Origin of the sequence: Streptomyces sp. CA-135486 (assembly GCF_050936555.1) — a bacterium.
GTDB lineage: Bacteria > Actinomycetota > Actinomycetes > Streptomycetales > Streptomycetaceae > Streptomyces.
Genome location: NZ_JBNJMM010000002.1, coordinates 696,595 through 720,479 on the forward strand (window position 1 = coordinate 696,595; position 23,885 = coordinate 720,479).

Here is a 23,885-nt window from a genome sequence, read left to right on the forward strand (position 1 = left end):
CTATCCCGGGGCCGGGCGTGCGTACGCCGTCGGCGGCACCCCCACCGTCGCGGTGAAGTCCCGCACGAGATGCGCCTGATCGCTGTAGCCGAGTTCGGCGGCCAGCTCCGCCCAGTCCGGCGCACCGTCGCTCACCGGATCCTCGCCCGACTCGGCCCGCTCAAGCGCCTCATGGATGCGGTAGCGCAGGATGACCCACTTGGGTCCGACGCCGACGTACGCAGCGAAGAGCCGCTGCAGCGAACGCGACGACACTCCTTCCGCCGCCGCGAGCTCGGCGACGCGCCGGATCGTACGGTCCCTACGCACCAGATCGACAAGCATCATCGCCCGCAGTGCCTGGGGGTCCGCCGCCGGCTCCAGTCCCAGCAAGAAGGCGTCCAGGGCGGCCACCCGCGCGTCCTCCGCCTCCGGCCCGATGATCGCCCCCGCCGTCCGGTCATCCGCACCCGCGAGCACGTCCGTGACCGGCACCCGCTGCCCCGTCCAGTCGGAAACCGGCCACCGGGGCGCGAAGGGCCGGAAGCCGCCGGGGCGGAACTGCACCCCGCACACCCGCCCCCGGCCCTGAAGCTTCTGGGTGAAAAGCCCCAGGCCGACGCCCGCGACCTCGCCCCACGCCGGCTCGTCGCCGTACCGCTGGAAGACGACGTTCACGGACGGATGCGGCACCACATGGGAGGCATATGGCTCCGAGAGCTCCCAGTCGATGAGCCAGTAGTGCTCGAGATACGGACGCAGCTCGGGGGCCGGTTCGCGGCGGCGGAAATCGACCCGCGCGAAGAGCTCGCGGGCCTCGACGATTCCCCTGTTGTCGCGTCGCGGGCCTGCCATGACGGGGATCCTATGTCGCGTTTGTTCAATACGCAGGGTGCCTGTGGCGTCCTACTGTCGAGGGATGACGAAGACCATCAGTGAGCTGCTCGACGCGGCGGCGGAGCGTGCCGTTCCGATTGTCCGCGGCATCGCCGACGACCGGCTGTCCGACCCCACGCCGTGCGTCGAGTACGACGTACGCAGCCTGACCGATCACCTCATCCAGGTCGTGATCAACTTCCAGAGGCTGGCCGCGAAACAGGACTCCGACTTCACCTCCGAGCCGCACTACATGGAGGGCGACTGGCGAGGCCGGTTCGCCGACGAGACCGCCGCACTCGTCGTGGCGTGGGCGGCACCCGGTGCCGAGGAAGGCACCACCGGGAGCATGGGCTTCCCGGCCAGGACCGTCGGCAACATGGTGCTGGGCGATCTGACCGTGCACGCCTGGGACCTGGCCCGCGCCACCGGGCAGGAGTTCACGCCGGATCCGGCCGTGGTCGACGAGATCGGGCCGGCGCTCGCGGAGATGGCGCCGATGGCACGGCAGGGCGGCGTGTTCGGCGAGCCCGTCGAGGTGGGCGACGACGCGTCCGCGTTCGACCGGGTGCTCGCCCTGACCGGCCGTGACCCGCACTGGCAGCCCAAGCCGTCCGAGTAGCCGACGTCGGACCGGGCGGCCCGGCACCCCGGGCGGCCGGAGCAGCCCGCGACGGACCGGGCGGCGGCTTCACCGGGCGGCGCTCGGCTTCACCGGGCGGCGGCTTCACCAGGCGGCGCTCGCGTTCACCCGGCGGGGCGTCGCCACCGTGCGATCTGCCGCTCGTTCAGGCCGCCAACGCCCTGCCCGGGCTGCCGGCTCAGGGCCACACCAGGCAGTACGGCTGGTGCCCCGCCTCATGCAGACGGTGGCTGAAATCCTGCCATTCGTGCAGCAATTGGTAGACATTGAACGCGTCTCGCGGGCCGCCCCGGTCCGGGACCGTCGACCAGATGAAGGCCGCCGCACCCACGGACTCCTCGCCGATGTCCCGCAGCGGGTCGACCACCGTCATCGGAAGCTTGACCACCGCGTAGTCGGGGTGGAGCACCACCAGCTCCAGCGGCGGCACTTTGTTCAGCGGCATGCCCTGGATGCCGGTCAGCACCATCGCGGCTATCGTCTCCGGCTTGATCTTGGCGAACATCCCGCCCATGCCGAGCTCGTCGCCGCCCAATTCCTCCGGGCGCATCGAAATCGGCACCCGTGCGGCCGTGGCTCCGTCAGGCGCGCCGAAGTATTTGTAGGTCACCCCCACTCGGCCGCTCCTGCTTCCCAAGGGCTCGTGCGCGCCCGCGTCGCCTCGCCGGTGCTTTCCACGCCGGGCAGGCTCAGGACCCAGGTCGTCGGTCCCCTCGCCCAGTCCGCCACCGCGATGCATATCTCCACCCGACCACTCGCAGCCCCCGCCGCGCAACCCGATCATCGTGACAGTGACCTCCCCCACGAACGTACTGTGAAACACCAGTCCGCAAGAACGTCGGGGCCTCTGACACCATGGATTCCGTGAGCTTTCCCAATGTCGCCCCAGTTTCGCAGACGCGAGCGGGGTGACGCCCTTTCGTAATACGAGGAGACCGCGCTCCCTGCTCACCGGTGGCCGAGATCCTCTCTCCCGGCCCCACCGAACACCCGAATCGCAGATCAGGACCAAAGTGGCGTATTCATACGAAGCCCCAGTTTCGCAGTCGCTTTTCGACCGCGCGTCCCTCGTGACGCCCGGCGGCGTCAACTCTCCCGTCCGCGCCTTCCGAGCCGTGGGCGGTACGCCCCGGTTCATGGTGTCCGGAAACGGCCCATACCTCACCGATGCGGACGGACGCGAGTATGTCGACCTTGTCTGCTCGTGGGGGCCGATGATCCTCGGGCACTCCCATCCGGCCGTCATCGAGGCGGTGCAGTCGGCGGTCGCCCGCGGCACTTCCTTCGGCACGCCCGGAGAGGGCGAAGTCACACTCGCCGAGGAGATCGTGGACCGGATCGACCCCGTCGAGCAGGTACGGCTGGTTTCCAGCGGTACCGAAGCGACGATGTCCGCGATCCGGCTGGCCCGCGGCTTCACCGGCCGGACCAAGATCGTGAAGTTCGCCGGCTGCTACCACGGCCATGTGGACGCGCTGCTCGCCGCCGCCGGCTCGGGCGTGGCGACCTTCGCGCTGCCGGACACCCCAGGAGTCACGGGCGCGCAGGCCGGGGACACCATCGTGCTGCCGTACAACGATCTGGCGGCGGTGCACGAGGCCTTCCGCGCGCACCCCGGTGAGATCGCCTGTGTGATCACCGAGGCGTCGCCGGGCAACATGGGCGTCGTACCGCCGCTGCCCGGCTTCAACGAAGGCCTCAAGGCGGCCTGTGCGAACAACGGCGCGCTGTACATCTCCGACGAGGTCATGACCGGATTCCGTACCTCGAAGGCCGGCTGGTACGGCGTCGACGGTGTCGTACCCGATCTGATGACCTTCGGCAAGGTCATGGGCGGCGGCTTCCCCGCGGCGGCCTTCGGCGGCCGCCAGGACGTCATGGCGCACCTCGCCCCGGCCGGCCCCGTCTACCAGGCGGGCACGCTCTCCGGCAACCCGATCGCGACGGCTGCCGGTCTGGCGCAGCTGCGGCTGCTGGACGACGCCGCGTACGAGAAGGTCAACGCCGTCTCGGCCGAGATCCAGGATCTTGTGATCCAGGCGCTGAGCAAGGAGGGCGTGGCCCACCGGCTCCAGACGGCGAGCAACATGTTCTCCGTCTTCTTCACCGGCTCTCAGGTCAGGAACTACGAGGACGCGAAGAAGCAGGAGTCCTTCCGCTTCACCGCCTTCTTCCACTCGATGCTCGCCCAGGGCGTCTACCTGCCGCCGTCGGCCTTCGAGTCCTGGTTCGTCTCCACCGCCCACGACGACCGGGCGATCGAGCGGATCGCCGCCGCGCTGCCCGCCGCCGCCCGCGCCGCCGCCGAGGCGACGGAGGTGTCGGCATGAGCGACAACCAGGACATCACCGTCGTCCATCTGCTGCGGCACGGCGAGGTCGAGAACCCCGACGGTGTGCTCTACGGCCGCCGGGCCGGCTACCACCTCTCCGAGCTCGGCCGGCAGATGGCCGACCGGGTCGCCGAGCATCTCGCCGACCGCGACATCACCCATGTCGTCTCCTCACCTCTGGAGCGCGCACAGGAGACGGCGACCCCGGTCGCCAAGAGCCACAGCCTCACTCTCGACACCGACGACCGGCTGATCGAGGCGGCGAATGTCTTCGAGGGCAAGACCTTCGGCGTCGGCGACGGCGCGCTGCGCAAGCCGGCCAACTGGAGGCATCTGACCAACCCGTTCCGCCCGTCGTGGGGGGAGCCGTACGTCGATCAGGTCGTACGGATGATGGGTGCGCTGGGTGCGGCGCGGGACGCGGCGCGCGGCCACGAGGCCGTCTGCGTCAGCCATCAGCTGCCGATCTGGATCGTGCGGAGTTTTGTCGAGCGGCGCCGGCTCTGGCACGATCCGCGGCGGCGGCAGTGCACTCTGGCATCGCTGACCACATTCACGTATCAGGGCGACCGGATTGTCTCCGTCGGTTACAGCGAGCCCGCACGTGATCTTGTTCCGGCTCATCTTCTCGCCGGGGCAAAGCCCGTGAAGGGCAAGGCCAAAGCATTCGGCGCATAGCACGGCGCAAGTACCGCGCACAGTAGGGCGCGTGGTAGCGCATACGTGGACCCGCAGATCGGTGAGCAGTCCGTGAGCAGTGGCTGAGCAGTTCCTCACGGACGCTCACGAAAACGAGTGCGAGTCCTTCGGAACCCCCGTCTTCCATTTCGCATCTAAACCATTGCCGGTTTGGACGAGCTCTCCCGACCCGGGAGAGGGCGGATGGGGGACGACAGATATGCGTGACATCAGTCGAAGGGGCTTGCTGGGGGCGGGACTTGGAGCCGCGGCCGCGATCTCGATCGCGGGCTGCGGCTCGTCCGGCCTGGACGTAGGCGGACATACCGGACCTGGTAAGGATGGTGACGGAGGGAAGCCCTCGCCGTCCAAGCCCGAGGGCCGGCCCATCGGTGACGGCTCGACGTCCGACACCGGAAAGCAGCCCAACCAGCCGCCGAAGCCCATTCCGCTTGAGCCTGGACAGACGCCGCCGCAATTCGTCGTCTTCTCCTGGGACGGAGCGGGCGAGGTCGGCAACGGTCTCTTCCCGCGCTTCCTCGAACTCGCGAAGAACCACGACGCGGCGATGACGTTCTTCCTCTCCGGGCTCTATCTGCTCCCGGAGTCGAAGAAGACGCTCTACCGCCCGCCGAACAATGGAATCGGCGCGTCCGACATCGGTTATCTCACCGACGGTCACATAAAGGAGACGCTGAAGTACGTACGCCAGGCGTGGCTCGACGGCCATGAGATAGGCACGCACTTCAACGGGCATTTCTGCGGCGGCTCCGGATCGGTCGGCAACTGGTCGCCCACGGACTGGCAGAACGAGATAGACCAGGCTGTGAAGTTCGTCACCGAGTGGCGTACGAACACCGGCTGGAAGGACATCGATCCGCTGCCCTTCGACTACCGCAAGGAACTCGTCGGCGCCCGCACGCCCTGTCTGCTCGGCCAGGACAAGCTGCTGCCCACGGCGAAGAAGCTCGGCTGGCGCTACGACGCGAGCTCGCCCGGCGGCCGCCAGACGTGGCCCGTCAAGCGCCAGGGCCTGTGGGATCTGCCGCTCCAGCAGGTGCCGTTCCCGGGGCACTCCTTCGAGGTGCTCTCGATGGACTACAACATCCTCGCCAATCAGTCGCAGAATTCGACCAAGGGCATGCCCGAGCGCTATCCCGGCTGGAAGAGGCAGGCCACCGACGCCTACCTCGCCGGATTCACTCGCGCCTACGAGTCCAATCGCGCGCCCTTCTACATAGGCAACCACTTCGAGCAGTGGAACGGCGGCATCTACATGGACGCCGTCGAGGAGGCTCTCAAGGGCATGGCCGGCAAGAAGGACGTACGGCTGGTCTCCTTCCGGCAGTTCTGCGACTGGCTCGACGTCCAGGACCCGCAGGTGCTCGCCAGGCTTCGCACGCTCGAGGTGGGTCAGTCGCCGGCCGGCGGCTGGAACGCATTCTTTAAGGCAGCTTGACAAGGTGCGTTACGGGCACCCAGGGGGTCGCGGAAAGATCCCCGCAAGGGCCATGCGAAACTTTTCACATGAGCCTTGGTCGTGCCCCTCGCGCAGCCGTGCTGACCGCCGTGGTCGCCGCCGGCGCGCTCACCCTGTCCGCCTGCAGCGGTGACTCCAACGGCAAGTCCGGCGGTGGCGGCAACACCAACTTCGTCACCAACACCGGCGGCATCTCCACCGTCGCGAAGGGGGAGCGGACGGCTCCCCACAAGCTCTCCGGCGAGACCCTCGAAGGCAAGCAGCTCGACATCGCCGACCTCAAGGGCAAGGTCGTCGTGATGAACGTCTGGGGCTCCTGGTGCCCGCCCTGCCGCGCCGAGGCGCCGTATTTCTCCAAGGTCTCCAAGGAGACCAAGGACAAGGGCGTGGAGTTCGTGGGGATCAATACCCGCGACCACAACAAGGGCCCGGCGCTCGCCTTCGAGGAGGACTACGGGATCGCGTATCCGAGCCTGTACGACCCGGTGGGCAAACTGATCGTCAATGGCTTCCCCAGGGGCAGCCTCAATCCGCAGTCCATTCCCTCCACGATCGTGCTGGACCGTGAGGGGAAGATCGCGGCACGCTCGCTGAAGGCGCTCGACGACGAGGAACTCCGCAAGATGATCGATCCGCTGATCGCGGAGAAGTGATCCTGTGCATGTTCTCGCCGCCGCTCCCGGCATGAATGAGACGGTCTTCGGCGGGGCGCTCGTACTCGCCCTGCCCATCGCCGTACTCGGCGGGCTCGTCTCGTTCTTCTCGCCCTGCGTGCTGCCCCTGGTACCCGGCTACCTCTCGTACGTCACCGGGGTCAGCGGCAGCGATCTGGCCGAGGCCAGGCGGGGCCGGATGGTCGCGGGAGCCTCCCTCTTCGTACTCGGCTTCACCGCCGTCTTCGTCTCCGGCGGGGCGCTCTTCGGCTACTTCGGCTCCACCCTGCAAGGACAGCGGGAGACCCTCTCCAAGATCCTCGGGGTGCTGATGGTCCTGCTGGGCGTCTTCTTCATGGGGCTGATGCCCTGGCTCACCCAGCGGGAATTCCGTATCCACAAGCGGCCGGTGACCGGCCTGGTGGGCGCCCCGCTGCTGGGCGCGCTGTTCGGCGTCGGCTGGACGCCGTGCATCGGACCGACGCTCGCGTCCGTGAACGCGCTGGCCGCCGAGCAGGCGAGCGCGGGCCGGGGGGCCATACTGACCGTCGCGTACTGCATCGGTCTCGGGCTGCCCTTCGTGCTCGCGGCGGTGGCCTTCCGCAAGGCGCTCGGCGCCTTCGGCTGGGTCAAGCGCCACTACGCCTGGGTGATGCGGATCGGCGGCGTCATGATGATCGCGACCGGTCTGCTGCTGCTGACCGGCGTCTGGGACAGCCTGGTGCAGGGCATGCAGAGCTGGTCCAACGGCTTCACGGTGGGGATCTGAGTTCGATGAGCAAGACAGAAGCGACAGAGCAGGAATTCGGCGAGGCCGGGTCCCAGCTCTCCACCGCTCCCCAGGAAGAGCTCATCGGCGGGCCCACCCTCGGAATCATCGGCTGGACCCGCTGGTTCTGGCGGCAGCTGACCTCGATGCGGGTCGCGCTGATCCTGCTCTTCATGCTCTCGCTCGGTGCGATCCCCGGTTCGCTCATCCCGCAGAACAGCGTGGACGAGCTGAAGGTGCGGACCTTCAAGGAAGCGCACACGACGGTCTCGCCGCTCTACGACAAGCTGCAGTTCTTCGACGTCTACAGCTCGGTCTGGTTCTCGGCGATCTACATCCTGCTGTTCGTCTCCCTCATCGGGTGCATCGTGCCGCGCTCCTGGCAGTTCGTCGGGCAGCTGCGCGGCCGCCCGCCGGGCGCCCCCGGCCGGCTGACCCGGCTGCCCGCGTACACGACGTGGCGTACGGAGGCCGAGCCCGAGCAGGTGCGTGAGGCCGCCCTCGCGATGCTCAAGAAGCGCCGCTTCCGCGCCCACACCGTCGGTGACGCGGTCGCCGCCGAGAAGGGCTATCTGCGCGAGGCCGGAAACCTGCTCTTCCACATCGCGCTGATCGTGATGCTGGTCGCCTTCGCGGCGGGACAGCTCCTCAAGTCCGAGGGCGGCAAGCTGATCGTCGAGGGCGAAGGGTTCTCCAACACCCTCATCCTGTACGACGACTTCAGGTCCGGATCGCTGTACAGCACGGACGACCTCGTACCGTTCAGCTTCAAGCTGGACAAGTTCACCGGCACGTACCAGAAGGACGGGCCGCAGCGTGGCACCCCGCGCACCTTCGAGGCCGACGTCACCTACTCGCGGGCGGACGGCCCGGACAAGAAGTCCGTCATCCAGGTCAACAAGCCCCTGGTCATCGACGGCACCAAGATCTTCCTGCTGTCCCACGGCTATGCGCCCGTCGTCACCGTCCGGGACGGCAAGGGCAAGGTCGTCTTCAGCGGCGCGGTGCCGCTGCTGCCCATCGACAACAACGTCACCTCGACCGGCGCGATCAAGGTGATGGACGGCTACCGCGACAAGAACGGCAAGAAGGACCAGCTGGGCTTCCAGGCCTTCTTCGTCCCGACCTTCGGCGGTGTGGGCAAGGGCACGATGTTCTCGCAGTTCCCGGGACTCGAGTTCCCGGTGCTCGCGCTCACCGGCTACCACGGCAGCCTGGGCGTGGACGCGGGTCTGCCGCAGAACGTCTACCAGCTCGACACCAGCAAGATGAAGCAGTTCAAGGACGCGAAGGGTCAGATCGTCAAGGCGCGGCTGCTGCCCGGCGAGAAGATGACCCTGCCGGGCGGTGCGGGCTCCATCACCTTCGAGAAGGAAGTGAAGGAGTGGGCGAGCTTCCAGATCTCGCAGCAGCCCGGCAACGGCTGGGCGCTGACCGGTGCGATCGCCGCCATCGGGGGTCTGGTCGGCTCGCTGTTCATCCAGCGCCGCCGGGTCTGGGCCAAGGCCGTACGGGGAGATGACGGCGTCACCGTCGTCGAGATGGCGGGGCTGGGGCGCAGTGAGTCCCCCAAGCTCCCCGAAGAGCTGGCCGACCTGGTCATGACTCTGCATGCACAGGCGCCGACCGCGCCTGAACCCGAAGACGTACCTGCCGAAGGGGCTGAGAAGTGACTCTCGCCGCCGCTACCAACGAAAATCTGGCGCACATCAGCAACATGCTGGTCTATTCGTCGATGGCCGTGTACATGCTGGCCTTCTTCGCGCACATCGCGGAATGGGTCTTCGGCAGCCGCAGCAAGGTCGGCCGCACGGCCGCCGCGCTGACCGGCACCGCTGCCACGGCCCCCTCGGTCACGGTCCAGGTGAAGCAGCAGGGCGGCGGCACCGCCGTACTGGACAAGCCGAAGATCGTCACCCGCTCCGCGGCCGGCACCCGGGACGTCCCGGACGGCCCCGGCGCGGCCGGCGGTACCGAGAAGGGCGACCTGTACGGGCGGATCGCCGTCTCGCTGACCGTCCTCGCCTTCCTCATCGAGGCGGCCGGCGTCGTCGCCCGCGCGCTGTCGGTGCAGCGGGCCCCCTGGGGCAACATGTACGAGTTCTCCATCACCTTCTCCACGGTGGCGGTCGGCGCGTACCTCGGCTTCCTGCTCGCCCGGAAGAACGTCCGCTGGATGGGGCTGCTGCTGGTCACCACCGTCCTGCTGGACCTCGGCATCGCCACCACCTGGCTGTACACGGACAGCGACCAGCTGGTGCCCGCGCTCCACTCGTACTGGCTGTGGATCCACGTCTCCACCGCGATCTTCTGCGGCGCGGTCTTCTACCTGGGCGCCGTCGGCACCCTCCTCTACCTGTTCCGCGACAGCTACGAGAACAAGCTGGCGAGCGGCGGCAACCCGAGCTCCTTCGCCCGGTCCGTCCTGGAGCGGCTGCCCGCGGCCGCCTCGCTCGACAAGTTCTCGTACCGCATCAACGCCGCGGTCTTCCCGCTGTGGACCTTCACGATCATCGCGGGCGCGATCTGGGCCGGCGACGCCTGGGGCCGCTACTGGGGCTGGGACCCCAAGGAGGTCTGGTCCTTCATCACCTGGGTCGCGTACGCCTGCTATCTGCACGCCCGCGCCACCGCAGGCTGGAAGGGCCGCAAGGCAGCCACCCTGGCGCTCATCGCCTTCGGCTGCTGGCTCTTCAACTACTACGGCGTGAACATCTTCGTCACCGGCAAGCACTCCTACGCCGGGGTCTGAGGTAGCGGACGCGCCGCCCGGGAGCGACGCTGGTGCCATGAGCGACGCGATCCCGTACGGCACCAGCGAGACCCGGGACGGCGACGTACATCTCCACTTCGAGCTGCGTCTGCCGCACCCGGTGATCCGGACCTGGGCGGCGGTCGCCACGCCGGAGGGCCTGCCGACCTGGCTGGCCGCCGCCGACGTCCTGGAACCGCGGATCGGCGGGGCGGTCGCGCTGCACTGGCTCAACGCGGATGCGGAGGGCCGCCACACGGTCGCCGAGGGCACCGTCACGGCGTGGGACATGGAGCGGGTCGCCGAGTACACGGTCAGTGTCCACGGCCGGATCCGCTTCCATCTGGAGCCCTACGACGCGGACGGCGCCGCGGGCACGACGCTCCGCTTCACCAATGAGTTCCGGGGCACGGACGAGCTGCGGCTGGACAACCTGGCGGGCTGGCACCACCACTTCGAGCTGCTGGCTGCGGCGTTGGAGGGGCGGCCGATGACGGGCGCGGACTGGGACGGGTGGACGCCGGACCGGTGGGAGCAGCTGCGGTCGGAGTACGCGGCGGTGGAGTACGGCGGAAATTCGAGCCCCGTCGGCGATTGAGGCGTGGGGGGAGACAGGTTGGGGTCAGCCCGTCGTGATCGCGTCGAGCTGGGCCCGCAGATAGGTGTGCGAGTCGATGCCCCGCACCTGCGTGCCCGGGTCGCACTCGTAGAAGTAGACCAGCGAGATCAGCTCCTCGGCCGGTACGTCCGCCGGTGGCGGCAGCACCCGGTGCCGGCCCGAGCGCCAGCGGCCCTGGGTCCAGCGGGCCATGAGATCCCCGATGTTGATGGTGAAGGCGTCCGGGTCGTACGGCGCGTCCTCCCAGCCGCCCTCGTCCGTGAAGACCTGGAGTCCGCCCTTGCCCGCCTGCCGGTCCAGGACCGTGACCGTGCCGAAGTCGGTGTGCGGACCGATGCGGAACTGGCCCGGCTGCGGCTCGCCGAGCCGCTCCCGGCTCGGGTACCAGTTCACATTGAAGCCCCAGGTCGGATGCGTGGTGTGCCGGGTGAAGAAGGTCTCCGGCTCGCCCAGCGCGACACCGAGCAGCTCCAGGAGGCGGTCCGACAGGTCACGCATCTGCCCGAGATACGTCTCCACCAGGGTCCTGAGCCTCGGCACCTCGCCCGGCCAGGTGTTGGGCAGGAACCACTCGGCGTCCACCGCGGCGTCACCGGTCGGGTCCTCGGCCGCGAAGGACAGCGACTCCTTCAGGTCCGGCGGGGTCTCGGTGCCCTCCGCATAGCCGTTGGCCTCCGCGCCCGGGCCCAGCCAGCCCCGTCCGCCGACCCGCACGGCGTACGGCTCCTTCGCCTCCTGCGGCAGCCGGAAGAACTCACCGGCCGCCTTCCGGATCTCCATCCGCAGCCCCGGGTCGACACCGTGCCCCGTGACCAGCAGGAATCCGGCGGTCCGCAGGGCCCGGTCGACGCTCGCGGCGATCCCCGCGCGGGCTGCCGGGTCCCCGGAGAACCAGGGGCGCAGATCGATCGTGGGGATCCTGGGTCCAGCCACCTCAGTCGTCTGAGTCACCGATGTCCTCGTTCCACAGCTCGGGGTTGGCCTCGATGAAGTCACGCATCAGGCTTCTGCATTCGCCGTCGTCCACCAGCACGATCTCCACGCCGCATTCGGCCAGCCAGTCATGCCCTCCGTGGAAGGTGACCGCCTCGCCGATCACCACCCGGGAGATGCCGAACTGCCTGACCAGACCGCTGCAGTACCAGCAGGGGGAGAGCGTCGTCACCATTGTCGTACCCCGGTACGAGCGCTGCCGCCCGGCCGCCCGGAAAGCCGCCGTCTCGGCGTGCATCGACGGATCACCGTCCTGCACGCGCCGGTTGCGGCCGCGTCCGAGCACGCTCCCGTCCGCCCCGTACAGCGCGGCACCGATCGGGATCCCGCCCTCGGCGAGCCCGGCCCGCGCTTCCTCGACGGCTGTCGCCAGCCACGTCTCGTACACACCCCGAAACGTATGCCATCGGCGGTGCCGATCGGGCCATCGGCAGGACGCCCCACTGGCTCGTGGACCGGCCCGGGCCCCGCTCGTAGCGTCATGGCCATGAACACAGAGAGCAAGGGCACCCTCGAACTGACCGCGGCCATGGTCCTGTCCGGCACGCTCGGCATCTTCGTCGTCGAGTCCGGCGCTTCGGCGTTCAACGTCGTGTTCTTCCGCGTCCTCTTCGGCGCCCTGGCACTGGGCGGCTACGCGCTGGCCCGCGGCTACTTCCGCGGCCACGGCCTCACCCCGAAGAAGCTCTCACTGGCCGCGCTCGGCGGTCTGTTCATCGTCTTCAACTGGGTGTTTCTCTTCGAGTCGTACGAGAACACGTCGATCTCGGTGGCGACCGTCGTCTATCACACCCAGCCGTTCTACGTGGTGCTGCTGGGCGCCCTGTTCTTCCGTGAGCGCCTGACCGCGGCGAAGGCGGGCTGGATCGGGCTCGCCTTCGCCGGTCTGATCCTGGTCTCCGGGGTGACACCGGCCGACTTCGCCGGCGGCGACGGCACCTATCTGCTCGGCGTCGGCCAGGCACTCGCCGCCGCGCTCCTCTACGGCCTCTCGACGATCGTCACCAAGCGCATCACGGGTGTACGCCCCCACCTGATCGCCCTCGTCCAGGTCCTTGTCGGCATCCCGCTGCTGCTGCCCTTCGCGGACTTCGGCGCCATGAGCGGTACCGGCGCGGACTGGGGCTGGCTGATCGGTCTCGGGCTCATCCACACCGGGCTGATGTACGTGCTGATGTACTCCGCGTACCAGAAGCTGCCCACCACGAAGATCGCCGTGCTCGCCTTCACCTACCCGGCCGTCGCGATGGTCGCCGACTGGGCGGTGTACGGACACCACATCGGCCTTGTGCAGGCACTCGGCGTCCCGCTGATCGTGCTGGCGAGCCTCAAGGTGAGCCTCGCCAAGTCGCCGCGCACCGTGGCTCGTTCGGCAGACTCGGCCGGTTCGGCAGATCCGGCTGGTTCGCCGAGTCCTGCTCCTGCTCCCGCACCAGTCGCATCGTCTCGTCGATGAACAGCCGCACATGGCGCGGCAGTCGCTTCCCTTCCCGCCATGCCACCTGGGTGGACAGCTGGAACGGCGGCTCCCAGGGCAGTGCGACGAGCGTTCCCGTCGCGAGTTCCTGACGGACCGTCATCCGCGGCAGCAGCGCCACGCCGAGCCCGCCGGCCACACCCCGCTTGGTCGCCTCGAGGGTGCCGAACTCCATGAAGGGCGGCGGAGAGCCGGTGCTCTCGCGCAGCTCCTCCTCGAAGAGATCGCGGTAGGGGCAGCCCGGCTCCGTACCCACCAGCTGGACCTCCGCCAGATCGATGGTGGCGAGCCGCGCGGCCGCTACGAGGGCGTGGCTGGGCGCGCAGACCAGCACCAGCGGCTCGGCGGTCAGCACCACGGTCTCCAACCCGGCGTGCTCCGTCTCGCGCTCCATCAGGAAGCCGATGTCGTACCCGCCCCGGCGCAGCGCCTGCCGGGTCTCGTCGCCCAGCGTGGGCCGCAGCGACAGCTTCACCTGCGGATAGCGGTGGTGGAACAACTCGAGCAGGGCGGGCAGCCGGTAGGACGTCAGCGACTCCATGGTGCCGATGTTGATCGTCCCGGCGGGCTCATCGGCGCCGGTGACGGCGGCCCGGGCCTCGTCGTTCAGCTCGATGATCCGCCGGGCGTACGGCAGTAGCCGCTCGCCCGCCTCGGTGAGCCTGATCCTGCTGCCGAGCCGGTCGAAGAGCTCCGTACCGAGCGAGGCCTCCAGCGAGCGGATCTGGCTGGTCACGCTCGACTGGGCGTACTTCAGCTCCACGGCCGCCCGAGTGAAGCTGAGGACGGTGGCGACCTTCTCGAAGGTGACCAGCAGGCGCAGTTCCACGTCAGGGCTGCTTGGGATCGTCGCCGTTCTCGCGGCGCTTGAGCTCCTCCTCGCGGCGGCGCAGATCCGCCTCCCAGTCCTTGAGGAGCGACTCGTCCTTCTTGTTCTCGTCCTTCAGCGACTTGAGGAAGTCGGGGTTGTCATCGGGCGCGACCCACTCCGTGCGCTGGTTGCGGTGCCACTCGGAGGGTGTGCTGCCGCCGCTGGGAGTCCGGCGCGCCCTGCCCGCCACCAGCCAGGCGATCGGGCCGATCAGCACCTCGCCGAAGAGCAGCACGATGATGACCCAGGCCACCTTGGGCAGATGCCTGACCTCCTCCTCGGGGGTGTTCAGGCAGTCGATGAACGCGTAGATCCACAGCGCCAGGATCAGAAGGAAGGGCAGATACCGGAGCATGGTCGTGCAATCCCCCCGGGGGAGCGATGGCGGGGCGCGGCGGGCCCCGGTGACCGGGCCAGGGTAGCGGGTACCGGATACTGGACCGCATGGCTTACGACGATCTTCGCTCCCTGCTCCGGGCGCTGGAGCGCGAGGGAGACCTCAAGCGCATCAAGGCCGAGGTCGACCCCTGTCTGGAGGTCGGGGAGATCGTCGACCGCGTGAACAAGGCGGGCGGACCCGCGCTGCTCTTCGAGAACGTACGCGGGTCGGCCATGCCGCTCGCGATGAACGTCTTCGGCACCGACCGCCGGCTCCTCAAGGCGCTCGGCCTGACGTCCTACTCGGAGATCAGCGACAAGATCGGCGGTCTGCTCAAGCCGGAGCTGCCACACGGCTTCGTCGGGGTCCGCGAGGCCTTCGGGAAGCTCGGCACGATGGTTCACGTGCCGCCGAAGAAGGTGAAGAACGCGCCGGTGCAGGAGGTGGTCCTGCGCGGTGACGACGTCGATCTGTTCCAGCTGCCCGCCCTGTTCACCTGGCCCGAGGACGGCGGGTCCTTCTTCAACCTGGGCCTCACGCACACCAAGCACCCGGAGACGGGGGTGCGCAATCTCGGTCTGTACCGCCTCCAGCGCCACGACCGGAACACCATCGGCATGCACTGGCAGATTCACAAGGACAGCCGCAACCACTACCAGGTGTCGGCCAAGCGCGGTGAACGGCTGCCGGTCGCGATCGCCTTCGGCTGCCCGCCCGCGGTGACGTACGCGTCGACCGCGCCGCTGCCCGGCGACATCGACGAATATCTCTTCGCCGGCTTTGTGCAGGGCAAGCGGATCGAGATGATCGACTGCAAGACGGTGCCGCTCCAGGTCCCGGCGAACGCCGAAGTCGTCCTGGAGGGCTGGCTGGAGCCCGGCGAGATGCTGCCGGAAGGCCCCTTCGGCGACCACACCGGCTTCTACACGCCGCAGGAGCCGTTCCCGGCACTGACCATCGACTGCGTCACGATGCGCACGCGGCCGCTGCTCCAGTCGATCGTGGTCGGCCGGCCGCCGACGGAGGACGGGCCGCTGGGGCGGGCGACGGAGCGGTTCTTCCTGCCCCTGCTCAAGATCATCGTGCCGGACATCGTGGACTACCACCTGCCCGAGTCGGGCGGCTTCCACAACTGCGCGATCGTCTCGATCGACAAGAAGTACCCCAAGCACGCGCAGAAGGTCATGCACGCGATCTGGGGCGCGCACATGATGTCGCTGACGAAACTGATCGTGGTCGTCGACGCGGACTGCGACGTGCACGATCTGCACGAGGTCTCGTGGCGGGCGCTCGGCAACACCGACTACGCCCGTGACCTGACCGTCGTCGAGGGCCCGGTCGACCATCTCGACCACGCCTCGTACCAGCAGTTCTGGGGCGGCAAGGCGGGCATCGACGCGACGAAGAAGCTCCCCGAGGAGGGGTACGTCCGGGACGGCGGCTGGCCGGACATGGTCGAGTCCGACCCCGAGACGGCGGCGAAGGTCGACCGCCGCTGGAAGGAGTACGGGCTGTGACCAGCGCCGCCGCAGCGGTACCCGGACCGGGCAGGACCAAGGCGTTCCTGCGGCTCGTCATGATCGAGCACTCCGTCTTCGCGCTGCCCTTCGCGTACATCGCGGCCCTCACCGCGATGTTCCGGCTCGACCAGAACATCCACTGGGGACGGCTGCTGCTGGTCACGCTCGCCATGGTCGGGCTGCGTACGTTCGCCATGGCCTGCAACCGGATCATCGACCGCGAGATCGACGCCCGTAACCCGCGTACCGCCGGGCGCGAGCTGGTGACCGGCGCGGTCTCGGTGCGGTCCGCGTGGACCGGCGCGCTGATCGCGGTCGTGGTCTTCCTGGGCGCGGCGGCCGCGCTGAACCCGCTCTGTCTCGCGCTCGCCCCCATCGCCGTGATCCCGATGGTGGTCTATCCGTACGGCAAGCGGTTCACGAACTTCCCGCACGCCATCCTCGGTCTCGCCCAGGCCATGGGCCCGGTCGGCGCCTGGATCGCGATCACCGGGCAGTGGTCCTGGGACGCGGTGGTCCTCGGTCTCGCGGTAGGTGTCTGGATCGGCGGCTTCGACCTGATCTTCGCCTGCCAGGACGTCCAGGCGGACCGCGCGCACGGCGTGATGTCGGTCCCGGCGCGCTTCGGCATCCCGGCGGCGCTGTACGGGGCGCGGGCCTCGCACGTCGTGACGACGGTGCTGCTGGTCTGGTACGCCCTGGCGACGGACGCGGGTGGGTTCTTCTGGACGGGCCTGGTGATCGTCTCGGTGGCCTTCCTCTACGAGCACTCCATCGTGACCCCGCACGACCTGTCCCGGCTGAACCGCGCGTTCTTCACGGTGAACGGTGCGATCGGGATCGCCCTTTTCCTGTGCGCGCTGCTCGATCTGCTGGTGCGCGGCCTCACTGTGTGACCGGCGGATAGGCTCAACGGCATGAACGACGCCAAGCGCACCCCCTGGGTGGTGGGGGTATCCGGTGCGTCCGGGACTCCTTATGCCGCCGCCGTGCTGCGTGGGCTGCTGGCCGCGGGCGAGAGTGTGGACCTGGTGATCAGCCGCGCCTCGCGGCTGACCCTGCTCGACGAGACGGGGATCGCCTTCCGCGATGCGCACTGGCGCGATGATCTGCGGGAGTGGCTGGCGCGCGGTGCCGACGGGAAGCCCGGCACCTTCCGGGTGGACGTCGAGGATGTACGGCACTGGCCCGCGGGGGATCTGGCCGCCGGGCCGTCCTCGGGCTCCTATCCCGTCAAGGGGATGCTGATTGTGCCCGCGTCGACGGCGTGTGTGGCCGGGGTCGCGCTCGGGCTCTCGAAGGATCTGCTGCAGCGTGCCGCGAGCGTGACGCTCAAGGAGCGGCGGCGGCTTGTGGTCGCGGTGCGGGAGACCCCGCTGAACGGGCAGACGCTGAGGCATCTGGTGGCGCTCGACGAGGCGGGCGCCGTGGTGCTGCCCGCCTCTCCGGCGTTCTACGCGGCGGCGACGCACATCCAGGATCTGGTGGACTTCGTCGCGGGGCGGGTGCTGGACGCGGCTGGGGTGCCGCATCAGCTGTACCGCCGTTGGGAGGGAGAGCTGGGTGGCTCTCGTGCGGATTAGTCCGGATTAGCCCGGACTAGCGCTTCTTGGCGCGGCGGGCCGTGCGGTTTGAAGGATCGCCAGGGAAAGTGTGAAAGATTCACAGGGTGTTGACCCTGCGCACCTTGGATTCTAAAGTAGATTTGCGAGATTGTTGAATAATGGAAGGGTCCAGACTATGGACGCGGTGGACAGGCAGCTCATCCAGGCCCTCAGGGAGAACGGCAGGGCCTCGTACGCCGAGCTCGGCCGGCTCGTCGGGCTCTCCGGGCCCTCCGTCACCGACCGCATCAACCGCCTTGAGGCGGCAGGCGTCATCACGGGTTACCGCGCCACCGTCGACGCGGCCTCACTCGGCCTCGGCGTCACCGCCCTGATCGGCATTTCGCTCTCCGACGCCGCCGACCACGAGGACGTGGCGCGCCGGCTGAAGGACCTCGCCGAGATCGAGGACTGCTGGTTCATCGCGGGCGACGACTCGTACATGCTCAAGGTGCGGGCGAGCGACGTGGACGGTCTGGAGAAGACGATCCGCCGGCTGTCCGGCACGCGGGGAGTCTCCCGGACACGCACCACGATCGTGCTCTCCACCAAGTGGGAGAACCGGGTCGGGGATCTGCCCGAACAGGGCTGACCTGGAACGCCCATGGGGGTTCCCCCCGCCTGAAAAGTGCGGGGGAGTACGGTTGGTGAAGCTCTCGGGGGTCCGTGGGGTGTCCCCCACGGAAGACACAGAACGAGACATATGGGAGGCGGGCCGTTTATGGACGCGGGGCTCAAGCGCGAGCTGGAGGAGAAGGTCCGGGCCGGTGAGCGGCTGAGCCGCGAGGACGGCATCGCCCTCTACGAGTCGGACGATCTGGCCTGGCTCGGCGGCCTCGCCCACGAGGTGCGCACGCGCAAGAACGGCGACGTCGTCCACTTCAACGTCAACCGCCACCTCAACATGACGAACGTGTGCACCGCGTCGTGCGCGTACTGCTCGTTCCAGCGCAAGCCGGGCGAGAAGGACGCGTACACCATGCGCATCGAGGAGGCCGTCCGCCTCGCCAAGGCGATGGAGAACGAGAACCTCACCGAGCTGCACATCGTCAACGGGCTCCACCCCAACCTGCCGTGGCGCTACTACCCGCGCTCGCTCTCCGAGCTGAAGAAGGCCCTGCCGAACGTCTCCCTGAAGGCCTTCACCGCCACCGAGATCCACCACTTCGAGACGATCTCGGGGCTGAGCGCGAGCGAGATCCTCGACGAGCTGATCGAGGCCGGTCTGGAGTCGCTGACCGGCGGCGGCGCCGAGATCTTCGACTGGGAGGTCCGGCAGCACATCGTCGACCACCGCACCCACTGGGAGGACTGGTCGCGCATCCACCGGCTCGCGCACGAGAAGGGTCTCAAGACCCCCTCCACAATGCTGTACGGGCACATCGAAGAGCCCAGGCACCGGGTCGACCACGTCCTTCGGCTGCGGGAACTCCAGGACGAGACGGGCGGCTTCCAGGTCTTCATCCCGCTGCGCTACCAGCACGACTTCGTGGATGTGAAGGACGGCAAGGTCCGTAACCGCCTTCAGGCGCGGACGACCATGGCGACCGGCGCCGAGGCGCTGAAGACCTTCGCGGTCTCGCGGCTGCTGTTCGACAACGTCCAGCACGTCAAGGTCTTCTGGGTGATGCACGGCGTGCAGACCGCCCAGCTTGCGCTGCAGCACGGCGCCGACGACATGGACGGCTCGGTCGTCGAGTACAAGATCACGCACGACGCGGACAACTACGGCACGCCGAACAAGCTGACCCGCGACGATCTGCTCGACCTGATCCGCGACGCGGGCTTCCGCCCGGTGGAGCGGAACACCCGCTACGAGATCATCCGCGAGTACCCGGGTCCGGACGCCGACCGCCGTGAGTCGCCGCAGCCGATGCGGGTCTGACGCGCGGGGAGCCCCCTGGTCCTTCAGAAGCCCCGGCCGCAGGCCGGGGCTTCTCGCGTGGTGGAAACCGGTTGAGCCGACAGGGTGGTAATGATTAGCATCCCTCCATGCCCCTTACCTTTCGGCTGGACCCGCCGATCGACCGTGACCTGCGGGACGGGATCGTCGCGCTCTGGGTCGACGTGTCCAATGCCGGCGGCGCCGTCGGCTTTGTGCCGCCCGTTGACGCCGATGCCGTACGGCCCGAGCTGGTGAAGCATCTGGCCTCGATGGCCGGGGAGCGGACCCGGCTGCTCGTCGGGTACGACGAGGAAGGCGCCGTCGCGGCCACCGCCTTCTTCACGTACAACACCCACCGGCTGATGCGGCATTGGGTCTGGCTGTACACGGTCATGGTCCACCCCCGCCACCAGGGCGCGGGGTACGGCCGCGATCTGATGGCCGCGGCGGCCGGGGCAGCCCGCGGCTTCGACGGCATCGAGGCGATACGGCTCACCTGCCGCGGCGGCACCGGCGTCGACCGCTTCTACGCCGCCTGCGGCTACAAGGAGGTCGGGCGGGTGCCCGGCGCGATCCGGGTGGCCGAGGGCGACGACCGCGACGACATCGTGATGCTGCTCCCCCTGAACTGATCGCCCGTCCGGCGCCCGGCCGCCACGCCTCATCGAGGCCCTGCGGTCCGCCCCTTTTGCCCGTCGTGCTTCACTTGACGGGCACGAGCTGTCGTACGAGAGAGAAGGCCCACCGTGTCCGCTGCCAAGTCGAGCGCCGCGATCCGGTACACCACCCTGCGCCTGGCCATCTTCATCGGCTGCCTCGTCGTCGTCGGCGGCCTGGTCCAGGTCGGCGCACTGCCCAAGGGTCTGGGCGACTCGAACTACGTCTGGGTCGTCCTGCTCGCGCTCGTGCTCTCCGCGCCGCTGAGTTTCGTACTGCTGCGCAAGCAGCGCGACGCGATGTCCGAGCAGATCGTCACCAAGGTCGACGAGGCGAAGGCCCGTCTTGAGGCGAACCGTTCGCAGGAGGACGGCGCCGTCCAGTAGGCGCCGCGTCCAGACGTCGCGTTACTTGCCGCGCCTCTTTCCTGCGGGGACGGCAGAGGCCTGCTGCCGCGTCCGGACCGGCTGCCGCCGAGTGCGCCGCGCCGGCTCGGGAACCGCGGCGAGGCGCTGAGCGGCGAACTCGCGGTTGACGATCGTCTGCTTGCGAAACACGTCGGGCACGTCGGGCAGCGCGAGAATGCTGTCGCAGGCCTGCAGCGAGCCGAGGTGGTCGCCCACCCAGTAGGCGGCGATCGAGTATTCGAACAGCAGCCCCCAGCGGTACACCCAAGGCTGGACGAACAGCAGGTCGTCCGGCTGCTTCTGGCCGAGTCCGGCGCAGACGAACGCGTGCGCGACCCGGTGGCGGCCCAGTTTGCGCAGCCGCGACGCCAGTTCGTAACAGGCTTCGAGCCGCTGCGGGCGGGACTCCCAGGCGCGTGAGAAGGCGTCCATGGCGGCCGGCCAGTCGTCGGAATCGGCCTTGAGGATGCCGACCTGCAGCAGCGAGTAGTACACCTCCTCGGCCCAACCCCCCATCTGCGCGCGGCGCTCGTACAGGGCGATCGCCTCGTCGGTTCGCTGCATGTCGCGCATGGTCTGTGCCAGGTAGAAGACCGTGCGCGTATCGGTGGGGTCGCGCTCGAGTTCGGCGCTCAGCAGGCGCGCGTCGCGCTCGAACTTGTCGTGCCGTGAGCCTCCGTCGGCGAAGTCCTCGATGACGAGTGCGTCGAGATTCTGCTGGGGGCCTTGGCGGTCGGCGGTGAGGTACTCATGGGTGACGCCCTCGTAGCGCCAGGCGATGGACCCCCGGACCAGGCGCTTGATGCGGTACTCCACCGCGCCTTCGTGCCGCAGCATGTACGAGTCGGCGGTCAGCCGGGGCAGCGGGCCGTCCTGCCGGACCACGTGATCGGCGTCGAGGAGGAGGAGATAGCCGGCCTTGCCGCGGGCGTGCCTGATGTTCAGCGTCCGGTTGTGGCCGAAGTTGACCCAGGGCTCCTCGTGCAGTTCGCCCGGGATGCCGTCCAGCGCCGAACGGATCAGCTGCTGGGTCCCGTCGGTCGAGCCGGTGTCGGAGATCACCCAGGTGTCCACCAAGTCGCGCACGGAGGCGAGGCATCGCTCGATGACTTTCGCCTCGTTCTTGACGATCATGCACAGGCACACGGACGGCTTCACGGGCATCACCCTTTTCCGGCGGGTCGGTCCGGCGGCGACCCTATGCAGCGCACCCGTCGGCGAGGTGACGGCACGCCGACGGCCACATCGCGTTCGCGTCCGCGTACGCCCATTGGTGTGTCTCTCATAGGCCATTGCGTTGATAGCCCCGCGAGCCTCTCAAGACGTTGCGCCCGCTAACCGATGATGCCGAGGGAAGCCCGAACTCGCTTCCGGAGCTTCACTCAAACCGGTTCAAGAAGGAGCATTGTATGAGTCCTGAGAACAGGACCAAGTCCCCTCTGGGCCCGCTTCCGAGGCGGCGTGCCTGGGTGACCGGCGGTTCGATCGCGTCGCTCGTCCTCGTGCTTGCGGGGATCGCGACCCCCGTGACAGCCACGGCGCAGAGTGCCAACGCCGGCGTCTCCGTCGCAGGTGCCTCGGGCCACGAACTGACCGTGGCCGGTCCGCACGGTCCGACGGGTCCGCGGGGCCACACCGGTCCGCGGGGCAACACCGGTCCGCGGGGGCCGATTGGCCCCAGGGGTGCGACCGGGCCCACCGGTCCGACCGGCCCCACCGGGCCGACCGGTCCGTGCAACGACATCGACACCTACAACCCCCTCCTGGTGGCCCCGATCGTCGCCACCCACCAGATCAGCGGCGTGCTCTTCGACCCGGACGGCGCGGGCCCGCTCGACGTCGAGGCCCACGCGGGCATCCGGACGGTCCCCGGGGGCGTCTACACCTGGACGGAAATCAGCAACAACGCCGACTTCCCGGAGGACGCCTGCTCCCTCTCGGTGTCCAGCAACGGGCCGTCGACGGGTACGCCGCTGGTGGGGAACACCTCGGTCCAGGTGCTGACCCAGGAGGGGGTCGTGTGGGAGACCACGTGCACCAACTCCTTCGTGGCGCCTGGAGATCCTGTGGGGACGCTCCCGACCCTTACGTGCAACGCCGCTTGGACTGAGGTAACGGACCAGCCGTAGCCTGCTCCAGGCGCTCGGCTCGGCCAGTGGTTCCGGTCGGGTTGCAGTCCCTGACCTGGTCCGGATCGTGGCGCGGCCCCCCTTTCATCCTGGAAGGGGGGCCGTTCCGCGTTTTTGGGCTCCTCCCGGTAGCCGTAGGCTTACCGCGGAGTCGGGGTGCGGGGCGGGAGGACGTCTGAACATGAGTGCTGTGAAGGGCGCGAAGGCCAAACGGATGCCGCGCGCCGTGCGCGAGCGGCAGATGATGGACGCCGCCGTGCAGACCTTCGGGCAGCGTGGCTACCGGGCGGCCTCGATGGACGAGATAGCGGAGCTCGCAGGCGTCTCCAAGCCCCTGGTCTATCTGTACCTGAACTCCAAGGAAGAGCTCTTCACCGCGTGCATCCGGCGTGAGGCGGAGGCGCTGACCGCCGCCGTACAGGCGGGCGTTGAGCCGGGACTGCCGGCGGACCGGCAACTGTGGGCAGGGCTCGCGGCGTTCTTCACGCACACCGCCGAGAACCCGGACGGCTGGGCGGTGTTGCACCGTCAGGCGCGTACGCACGGGGAGCCGTTCGCCGCGGAGGTGTCGGCGATGCGGGACGAGATGCTGGCATACGTGACCGTTCTGATCGGCGCCGCGGCACGCGAGACCCACCGGGACCGCGAGCTCGCCCGCCGCGATGTGGCGGGACTCGCCCAGGCGCTGGTGGGCGCCGCGGAATCGCTCGCGGGATGGGCCAACGAGACCGACGGCCTGTCGGCGAAGGAAGCCGCGGGGACGCTGATGAACTTCGCCTGGACGGGGCTGGGGGGCCTGATGAAGGGTGAGCGCTGGTCTCCCCGTTGAGAGGCTCCGCCGGGGGCGCCTGCCGGGCGCGTCGGGTGAACTCAGGGTGGTCGCGCGAGTGCGGTTCGCCACAGTCGGGGTTCGGAGCGGGTCCGGATACCCGTGCGTAGGGCTTCGCGCATCGCCGTTCCGAGCAGGGGTGATGCCGCTTCGGCGGGGTACGGGCGGGACGTGAGCCGCCCGTTGTCTGTGCTTCGTACACCAGGCGAGTCGGGTTAACACTGGATAAAGTCCTCGTTTGCCGTGCGCGGAATGGGGATTCGCAGCGCACTCCACACGACGACGGAGAGTGAGAGATGCGTACGAGCCAGCCTGGTTGCCACCGGAGCAAGCCCGCACCACGTGTCCTGTCG

25 protein-coding genes and 1 pseudogene are annotated in these 23,885 nt (G+C 68.7%); 19 read left to right on the forward strand and 7 right to left on the reverse strand.

Features of this window, described 5'->3' with window-relative positions; all coding sequences use genetic code 11:
• Positions 1-834 carry an AraC family transcriptional regulator gene (locus ACQEVG_RS22395; RefSeq protein WP_432986727.1) on the reverse strand — a complete coding sequence of 278 codons (834 nt, stop codon included), beginning with the start codon at positions 832-834 and terminating at the stop codon, positions 1-3.
• A gap of 64 nt (positions 835-898) precedes the next feature.
• Here ACQEVG_RS22395 and ACQEVG_RS22400 point away from each other — a divergent pair, with 64 nt between their 5' ends.
• Entirely contained in the window at positions 899-1,477 is a 579-nt protein-coding gene (locus ACQEVG_RS22400; protein ID WP_432986729.1) for a TIGR03086 family metal-binding protein, read from the forward strand.
• Positions 1,478-1,676: 199 nt separating this feature from the next.
• Here ACQEVG_RS22400 and ACQEVG_RS22405 read toward each other — a convergent pair whose 3' ends face one another.
• Positions 1,677-2,237, reverse strand: a complete 561-nt coding sequence (locus tag ACQEVG_RS22405) for a hypothetical protein (RefSeq protein ID WP_360874495.1) — start codon at positions 2,235-2,237, stop codon at positions 1,677-1,679.
• Positions 2,238-2,511: 274 nt separating this feature from the next.
• Here ACQEVG_RS22405 and hemL point away from each other — a divergent pair, with 274 nt between their 5' ends.
• The 8 genes from hemL (at position 2,512) to ACQEVG_RS22445 (ending at position 10,760) form a co-directional block, all read left to right on the forward strand.
• Positions 2,512-3,828, forward strand: coding sequence for a glutamate-1-semialdehyde 2,1-aminomutase (hemL, locus tag ACQEVG_RS22410; protein ID WP_432986731.1), 1,317 nt, complete (start codon positions 2,512-2,514; stop codon positions 3,826-3,828).
• Entirely contained in the window at positions 3,825-4,508 is a 684-nt protein-coding gene (locus ACQEVG_RS22415; RefSeq protein WP_432986733.1) for a histidine phosphatase family protein, read from the forward strand. Before hemL ends, ACQEVG_RS22415 begins: the two co-directional genes overlap by 4 nt.
• Before the next feature lie 220 nt (positions 4,509-4,728).
• Positions 4,729-5,967, forward strand: a complete 1,239-nt coding sequence (locus tag ACQEVG_RS22420; protein ID WP_432986735.1) for a hypothetical protein — start codon at positions 4,729-4,731, stop codon at positions 5,965-5,967.
• Positions 5,968-6,035: 68 nt separating this feature from the next.
• Complete coding sequence (locus ACQEVG_RS22425; RefSeq protein ID WP_432986737.1) at positions 6,036-6,641, forward strand: TlpA family protein disulfide reductase; 606 nt, start codon at positions 6,036-6,038, stop codon at positions 6,639-6,641.
• A gap of 31 nt (positions 6,642-6,672) precedes the next feature.
• Positions 6,673-7,410 carry a cytochrome c biogenesis CcdA family protein gene (locus ACQEVG_RS22430; protein ID WP_432986739.1) on the forward strand — a complete coding sequence of 246 codons (738 nt, stop codon included), beginning with the start codon at positions 6,673-6,675 and terminating at the stop codon, positions 7,408-7,410.
• A gap of 5 nt (positions 7,411-7,415) precedes the next feature.
• Entirely contained in the window at positions 7,416-9,083 is a 1,668-nt protein-coding gene (gene resB / locus ACQEVG_RS22435) for a cytochrome c biogenesis protein ResB (RefSeq protein WP_432986741.1), read from the forward strand.
• Positions 9,080-10,162 (forward strand): c-type cytochrome biogenesis protein CcsB, encoded by a 1,083-nt coding sequence (gene ccsB / locus ACQEVG_RS22440; protein ID WP_432986743.1) that lies wholly within the window; start codon positions 9,080-9,082, stop codon positions 10,160-10,162. Before resB ends, ccsB begins: the two co-directional genes overlap by 4 nt.
• Before the next feature lie 37 nt (positions 10,163-10,199).
• Positions 10,200-10,760 (forward strand): SRPBCC domain-containing protein, encoded by a 561-nt coding sequence (locus tag ACQEVG_RS22445; protein WP_432986745.1) that lies wholly within the window; start codon positions 10,200-10,202, stop codon positions 10,758-10,760.
• Positions 10,761-10,784: 24 nt separating this feature from the next.
• Here ACQEVG_RS22445 and ACQEVG_RS22450 read toward each other — a convergent pair whose 3' ends face one another.
• Complete coding sequence (locus tag ACQEVG_RS22450) at positions 10,785-11,732, reverse strand: isopenicillin N synthase family dioxygenase (RefSeq protein WP_432986747.1); 948 nt, start codon at positions 11,730-11,732, stop codon at positions 10,785-10,787.
• Positions 11,716-12,162: a nucleoside deaminase gene (locus ACQEVG_RS22455; RefSeq protein WP_432986749.1), complete on the reverse strand. Its 447-nt coding sequence runs from the start codon at positions 12,160-12,162 to the stop codon at positions 11,716-11,718. Before ACQEVG_RS22455 ends, ACQEVG_RS22450 begins: the two co-directional genes overlap by 17 nt.
• A gap of 99 nt (positions 12,163-12,261) precedes the next feature.
• On the opposite strand from ACQEVG_RS22455, the gene ACQEVG_RS22460 reads away from it, so the two are divergent.
• Complete coding sequence (locus tag ACQEVG_RS22460) at positions 12,262-13,230, forward strand: DMT family transporter (protein ID WP_432986751.1); 969 nt, start codon at positions 12,262-12,264, stop codon at positions 13,228-13,230.
• Here the strand turns inward: ACQEVG_RS22460 and ACQEVG_RS22465 are convergent.
• Positions 13,196-14,080: pseudogene (locus ACQEVG_RS22465) on the reverse strand (LysR family transcriptional regulator); the annotation flags it as partial. The gene ACQEVG_RS22460 and the pseudogene ACQEVG_RS22465 sit on opposite strands and share 35 nt — an antisense overlap.
• A 1-nt stretch (position 14,081) precedes the next feature.
• Positions 14,082-14,477 (reverse strand): PLD nuclease N-terminal domain-containing protein, encoded by a 396-nt coding sequence (locus ACQEVG_RS22470; protein WP_432986753.1) that lies wholly within the window; start codon positions 14,475-14,477, stop codon positions 14,082-14,084.
• An 89-nt stretch (positions 14,478-14,566) separates the two neighbouring features.
• Here ACQEVG_RS22470 and ACQEVG_RS22475 point away from each other — a divergent pair, with 89 nt between their 5' ends.
• The 7 genes from ACQEVG_RS22475 (at position 14,567) to ACQEVG_RS22505 (ending at position 20,553) form a co-directional block, all read left to right on the forward strand.
• Positions 14,567-16,018 (forward strand): menaquinone biosynthesis decarboxylase, encoded by a 1,452-nt coding sequence (locus ACQEVG_RS22475; protein ID WP_432986755.1) that lies wholly within the window; start codon positions 14,567-14,569, stop codon positions 16,016-16,018.
• On the forward strand, positions 16,015-16,917 hold the full coding sequence (mqnP, locus tag ACQEVG_RS22480; RefSeq protein ID WP_432986757.1) for a menaquinone biosynthesis prenyltransferase MqnP: 903 nt from the start codon (positions 16,015-16,017) through the stop codon (positions 16,915-16,917). The genes ACQEVG_RS22475 and mqnP overlap by 4 nt, the downstream gene beginning before the upstream one ends.
• A gap of 21 nt (positions 16,918-16,938) precedes the next feature.
• Complete coding sequence (locus ACQEVG_RS22485) at positions 16,939-17,604, forward strand: UbiX family flavin prenyltransferase (protein WP_432986759.1); 666 nt, start codon at positions 16,939-16,941, stop codon at positions 17,602-17,604.
• A gap of 157 nt (positions 17,605-17,761) precedes the next feature.
• A complete protein-coding gene (locus ACQEVG_RS22490) occupies positions 17,762-18,217 on the forward strand; it encodes an Lrp/AsnC family transcriptional regulator (protein WP_360874493.1) in 456 nt (151 codons plus the stop codon).
• A gap of 129 nt (positions 18,218-18,346) precedes the next feature.
• A complete protein-coding gene (gene mqnE, locus ACQEVG_RS22495) occupies positions 18,347-19,510 on the forward strand; it encodes an aminofutalosine synthase MqnE (protein ID WP_432986762.1) in 1,164 nt (387 codons plus the stop codon).
• Positions 19,511-19,617: 107 nt separating this feature from the next.
• Entirely contained in the window at positions 19,618-20,142 is a 525-nt protein-coding gene (locus tag ACQEVG_RS22500) for an N-acetyltransferase family protein (RefSeq protein WP_432986764.1), read from the forward strand.
• Positions 20,143-20,256: 114 nt separating this feature from the next.
• Positions 20,257-20,553 carry a DUF4229 domain-containing protein gene (locus ACQEVG_RS22505; RefSeq protein ID WP_432986766.1) on the forward strand — a complete coding sequence of 99 codons (297 nt, stop codon included), beginning with the start codon at positions 20,257-20,259 and terminating at the stop codon, positions 20,551-20,553.
• 21 nt (positions 20,554-20,574) lie between these two features.
• On the opposite strand, the gene ACQEVG_RS22510 is transcribed toward ACQEVG_RS22505, so the two are convergent.
• Positions 20,575-21,738 (reverse strand): glycosyltransferase, encoded by a 1,164-nt coding sequence (locus ACQEVG_RS22510; protein ID WP_432986768.1) that lies wholly within the window; start codon positions 21,736-21,738, stop codon positions 20,575-20,577.
• A 245-nt stretch (positions 21,739-21,983) separates the two neighbouring features.
• Between ACQEVG_RS22510 and ACQEVG_RS22515 the strand changes: the two genes are divergently transcribed.
• Positions 21,984-22,703 carry a hypothetical protein gene (locus ACQEVG_RS22515; protein ID WP_432986770.1) on the forward strand — a complete coding sequence of 240 codons (720 nt, stop codon included), beginning with the start codon at positions 21,984-21,986 and terminating at the stop codon, positions 22,701-22,703.
• A gap of 214 nt (positions 22,704-22,917) precedes the next feature.
• On the forward strand, positions 22,918-23,532 hold the full coding sequence (locus tag ACQEVG_RS22520; RefSeq protein WP_432992805.1) for a TetR/AcrR family transcriptional regulator: 615 nt from the start codon (positions 22,918-22,920) through the stop codon (positions 23,530-23,532).
• Positions 23,533-23,885 lie beyond the last annotated feature (353 nt).

Excerpts from the sequence above, each read along its gene's own strand:
- mqnE (WP_432986762.1), top strand. The coding sequence starts at position 18,347 with ATGGACGCGGGGCTCAAGCGCGAGCTGGAGGAGAAGGTCCGGGCCGGT.
- ACQEVG_RS22395 (WP_432986727.1), bottom strand. The coding sequence starts at position 834 with ATGGCAGGCCCGCGACGCGACAACAGGGGAATCGTCGAGGCCCGCGAG.
- ACQEVG_RS22470 (WP_432986753.1), bottom strand. The coding sequence starts at position 14,477 with ATGCTCCGGTATCTGCCCTTCCTTCTGATCCTGGCGCTGTGGATCTAC.
- ACQEVG_RS22430 (WP_432986739.1), top strand. The coding sequence starts at position 6,673 with ATGAATGAGACGGTCTTCGGCGGGGCGCTCGTACTCGCCCTGCCCATC.
- resB (WP_432986741.1), top strand. The coding sequence starts at position 7,416 with ATGAGCAAGACAGAAGCGACAGAGCAGGAATTCGGCGAGGCCGGGTCC.
- ACQEVG_RS22500 (WP_432986764.1), top strand. The coding sequence starts at position 19,618 with ATGCCCCTTACCTTTCGGCTGGACCCGCCGATCGACCGTGACCTGCGG.
- ACQEVG_RS22425 (WP_432986737.1), top strand. The coding sequence starts at position 6,036 with ATGAGCCTTGGTCGTGCCCCTCGCGCAGCCGTGCTGACCGCCGTGGTC.
- ACQEVG_RS22420 (WP_432986735.1), top strand. The coding sequence starts at position 4,729 with ATGCGTGACATCAGTCGAAGGGGCTTGCTGGGGGCGGGACTTGGAGCC.
- ACQEVG_RS22520 (WP_432992805.1), top strand. The coding sequence starts at position 22,918 with ATGCCGCGCGCCGTGCGCGAGCGGCAGATGATGGACGCCGCCGTGCAG.
- ACQEVG_RS22490 (WP_360874493.1), top strand. The coding sequence starts at position 17,762 with ATGGACGCGGTGGACAGGCAGCTCATCCAGGCCCTCAGGGAGAACGGC.
- ACQEVG_RS22475 (WP_432986755.1), top strand. The coding sequence starts at position 14,567 with ATGGCTTACGACGATCTTCGCTCCCTGCTCCGGGCGCTGGAGCGCGAG.
- ACQEVG_RS22515 (WP_432986770.1), top strand. The coding sequence starts at position 21,984 with ATGAGTCCTGAGAACAGGACCAAGTCCCCTCTGGGCCCGCTTCCGAGG.
- ACQEVG_RS22405 (WP_360874495.1), bottom strand. The coding sequence starts at position 2,237 with ATGCATCGCGGTGGCGGACTGGGCGAGGGGACCGACGACCTGGGTCCT.
- ACQEVG_RS22400 (WP_432986729.1), top strand. The coding sequence starts at position 899 with ATGACGAAGACCATCAGTGAGCTGCTCGACGCGGCGGCGGAGCGTGCC.
- ACQEVG_RS22485 (WP_432986759.1), top strand. The coding sequence starts at position 16,939 with ATGAACGACGCCAAGCGCACCCCCTGGGTGGTGGGGGTATCCGGTGCG.
- ACQEVG_RS22415 (WP_432986733.1), top strand. The coding sequence starts at position 3,825 with ATGAGCGACAACCAGGACATCACCGTCGTCCATCTGCTGCGGCACGGC.
- ACQEVG_RS22460 (WP_432986751.1), top strand. The coding sequence starts at position 12,262 with ATGAACACAGAGAGCAAGGGCACCCTCGAACTGACCGCGGCCATGGTC.
- ACQEVG_RS22445 (WP_432986745.1), top strand. The coding sequence starts at position 10,200 with ATGAGCGACGCGATCCCGTACGGCACCAGCGAGACCCGGGACGGCGAC.
- ACQEVG_RS22510 (WP_432986768.1), bottom strand. The coding sequence starts at position 21,738 with ATGCCCGTGAAGCCGTCCGTGTGCCTGTGCATGATCGTCAAGAACGAG.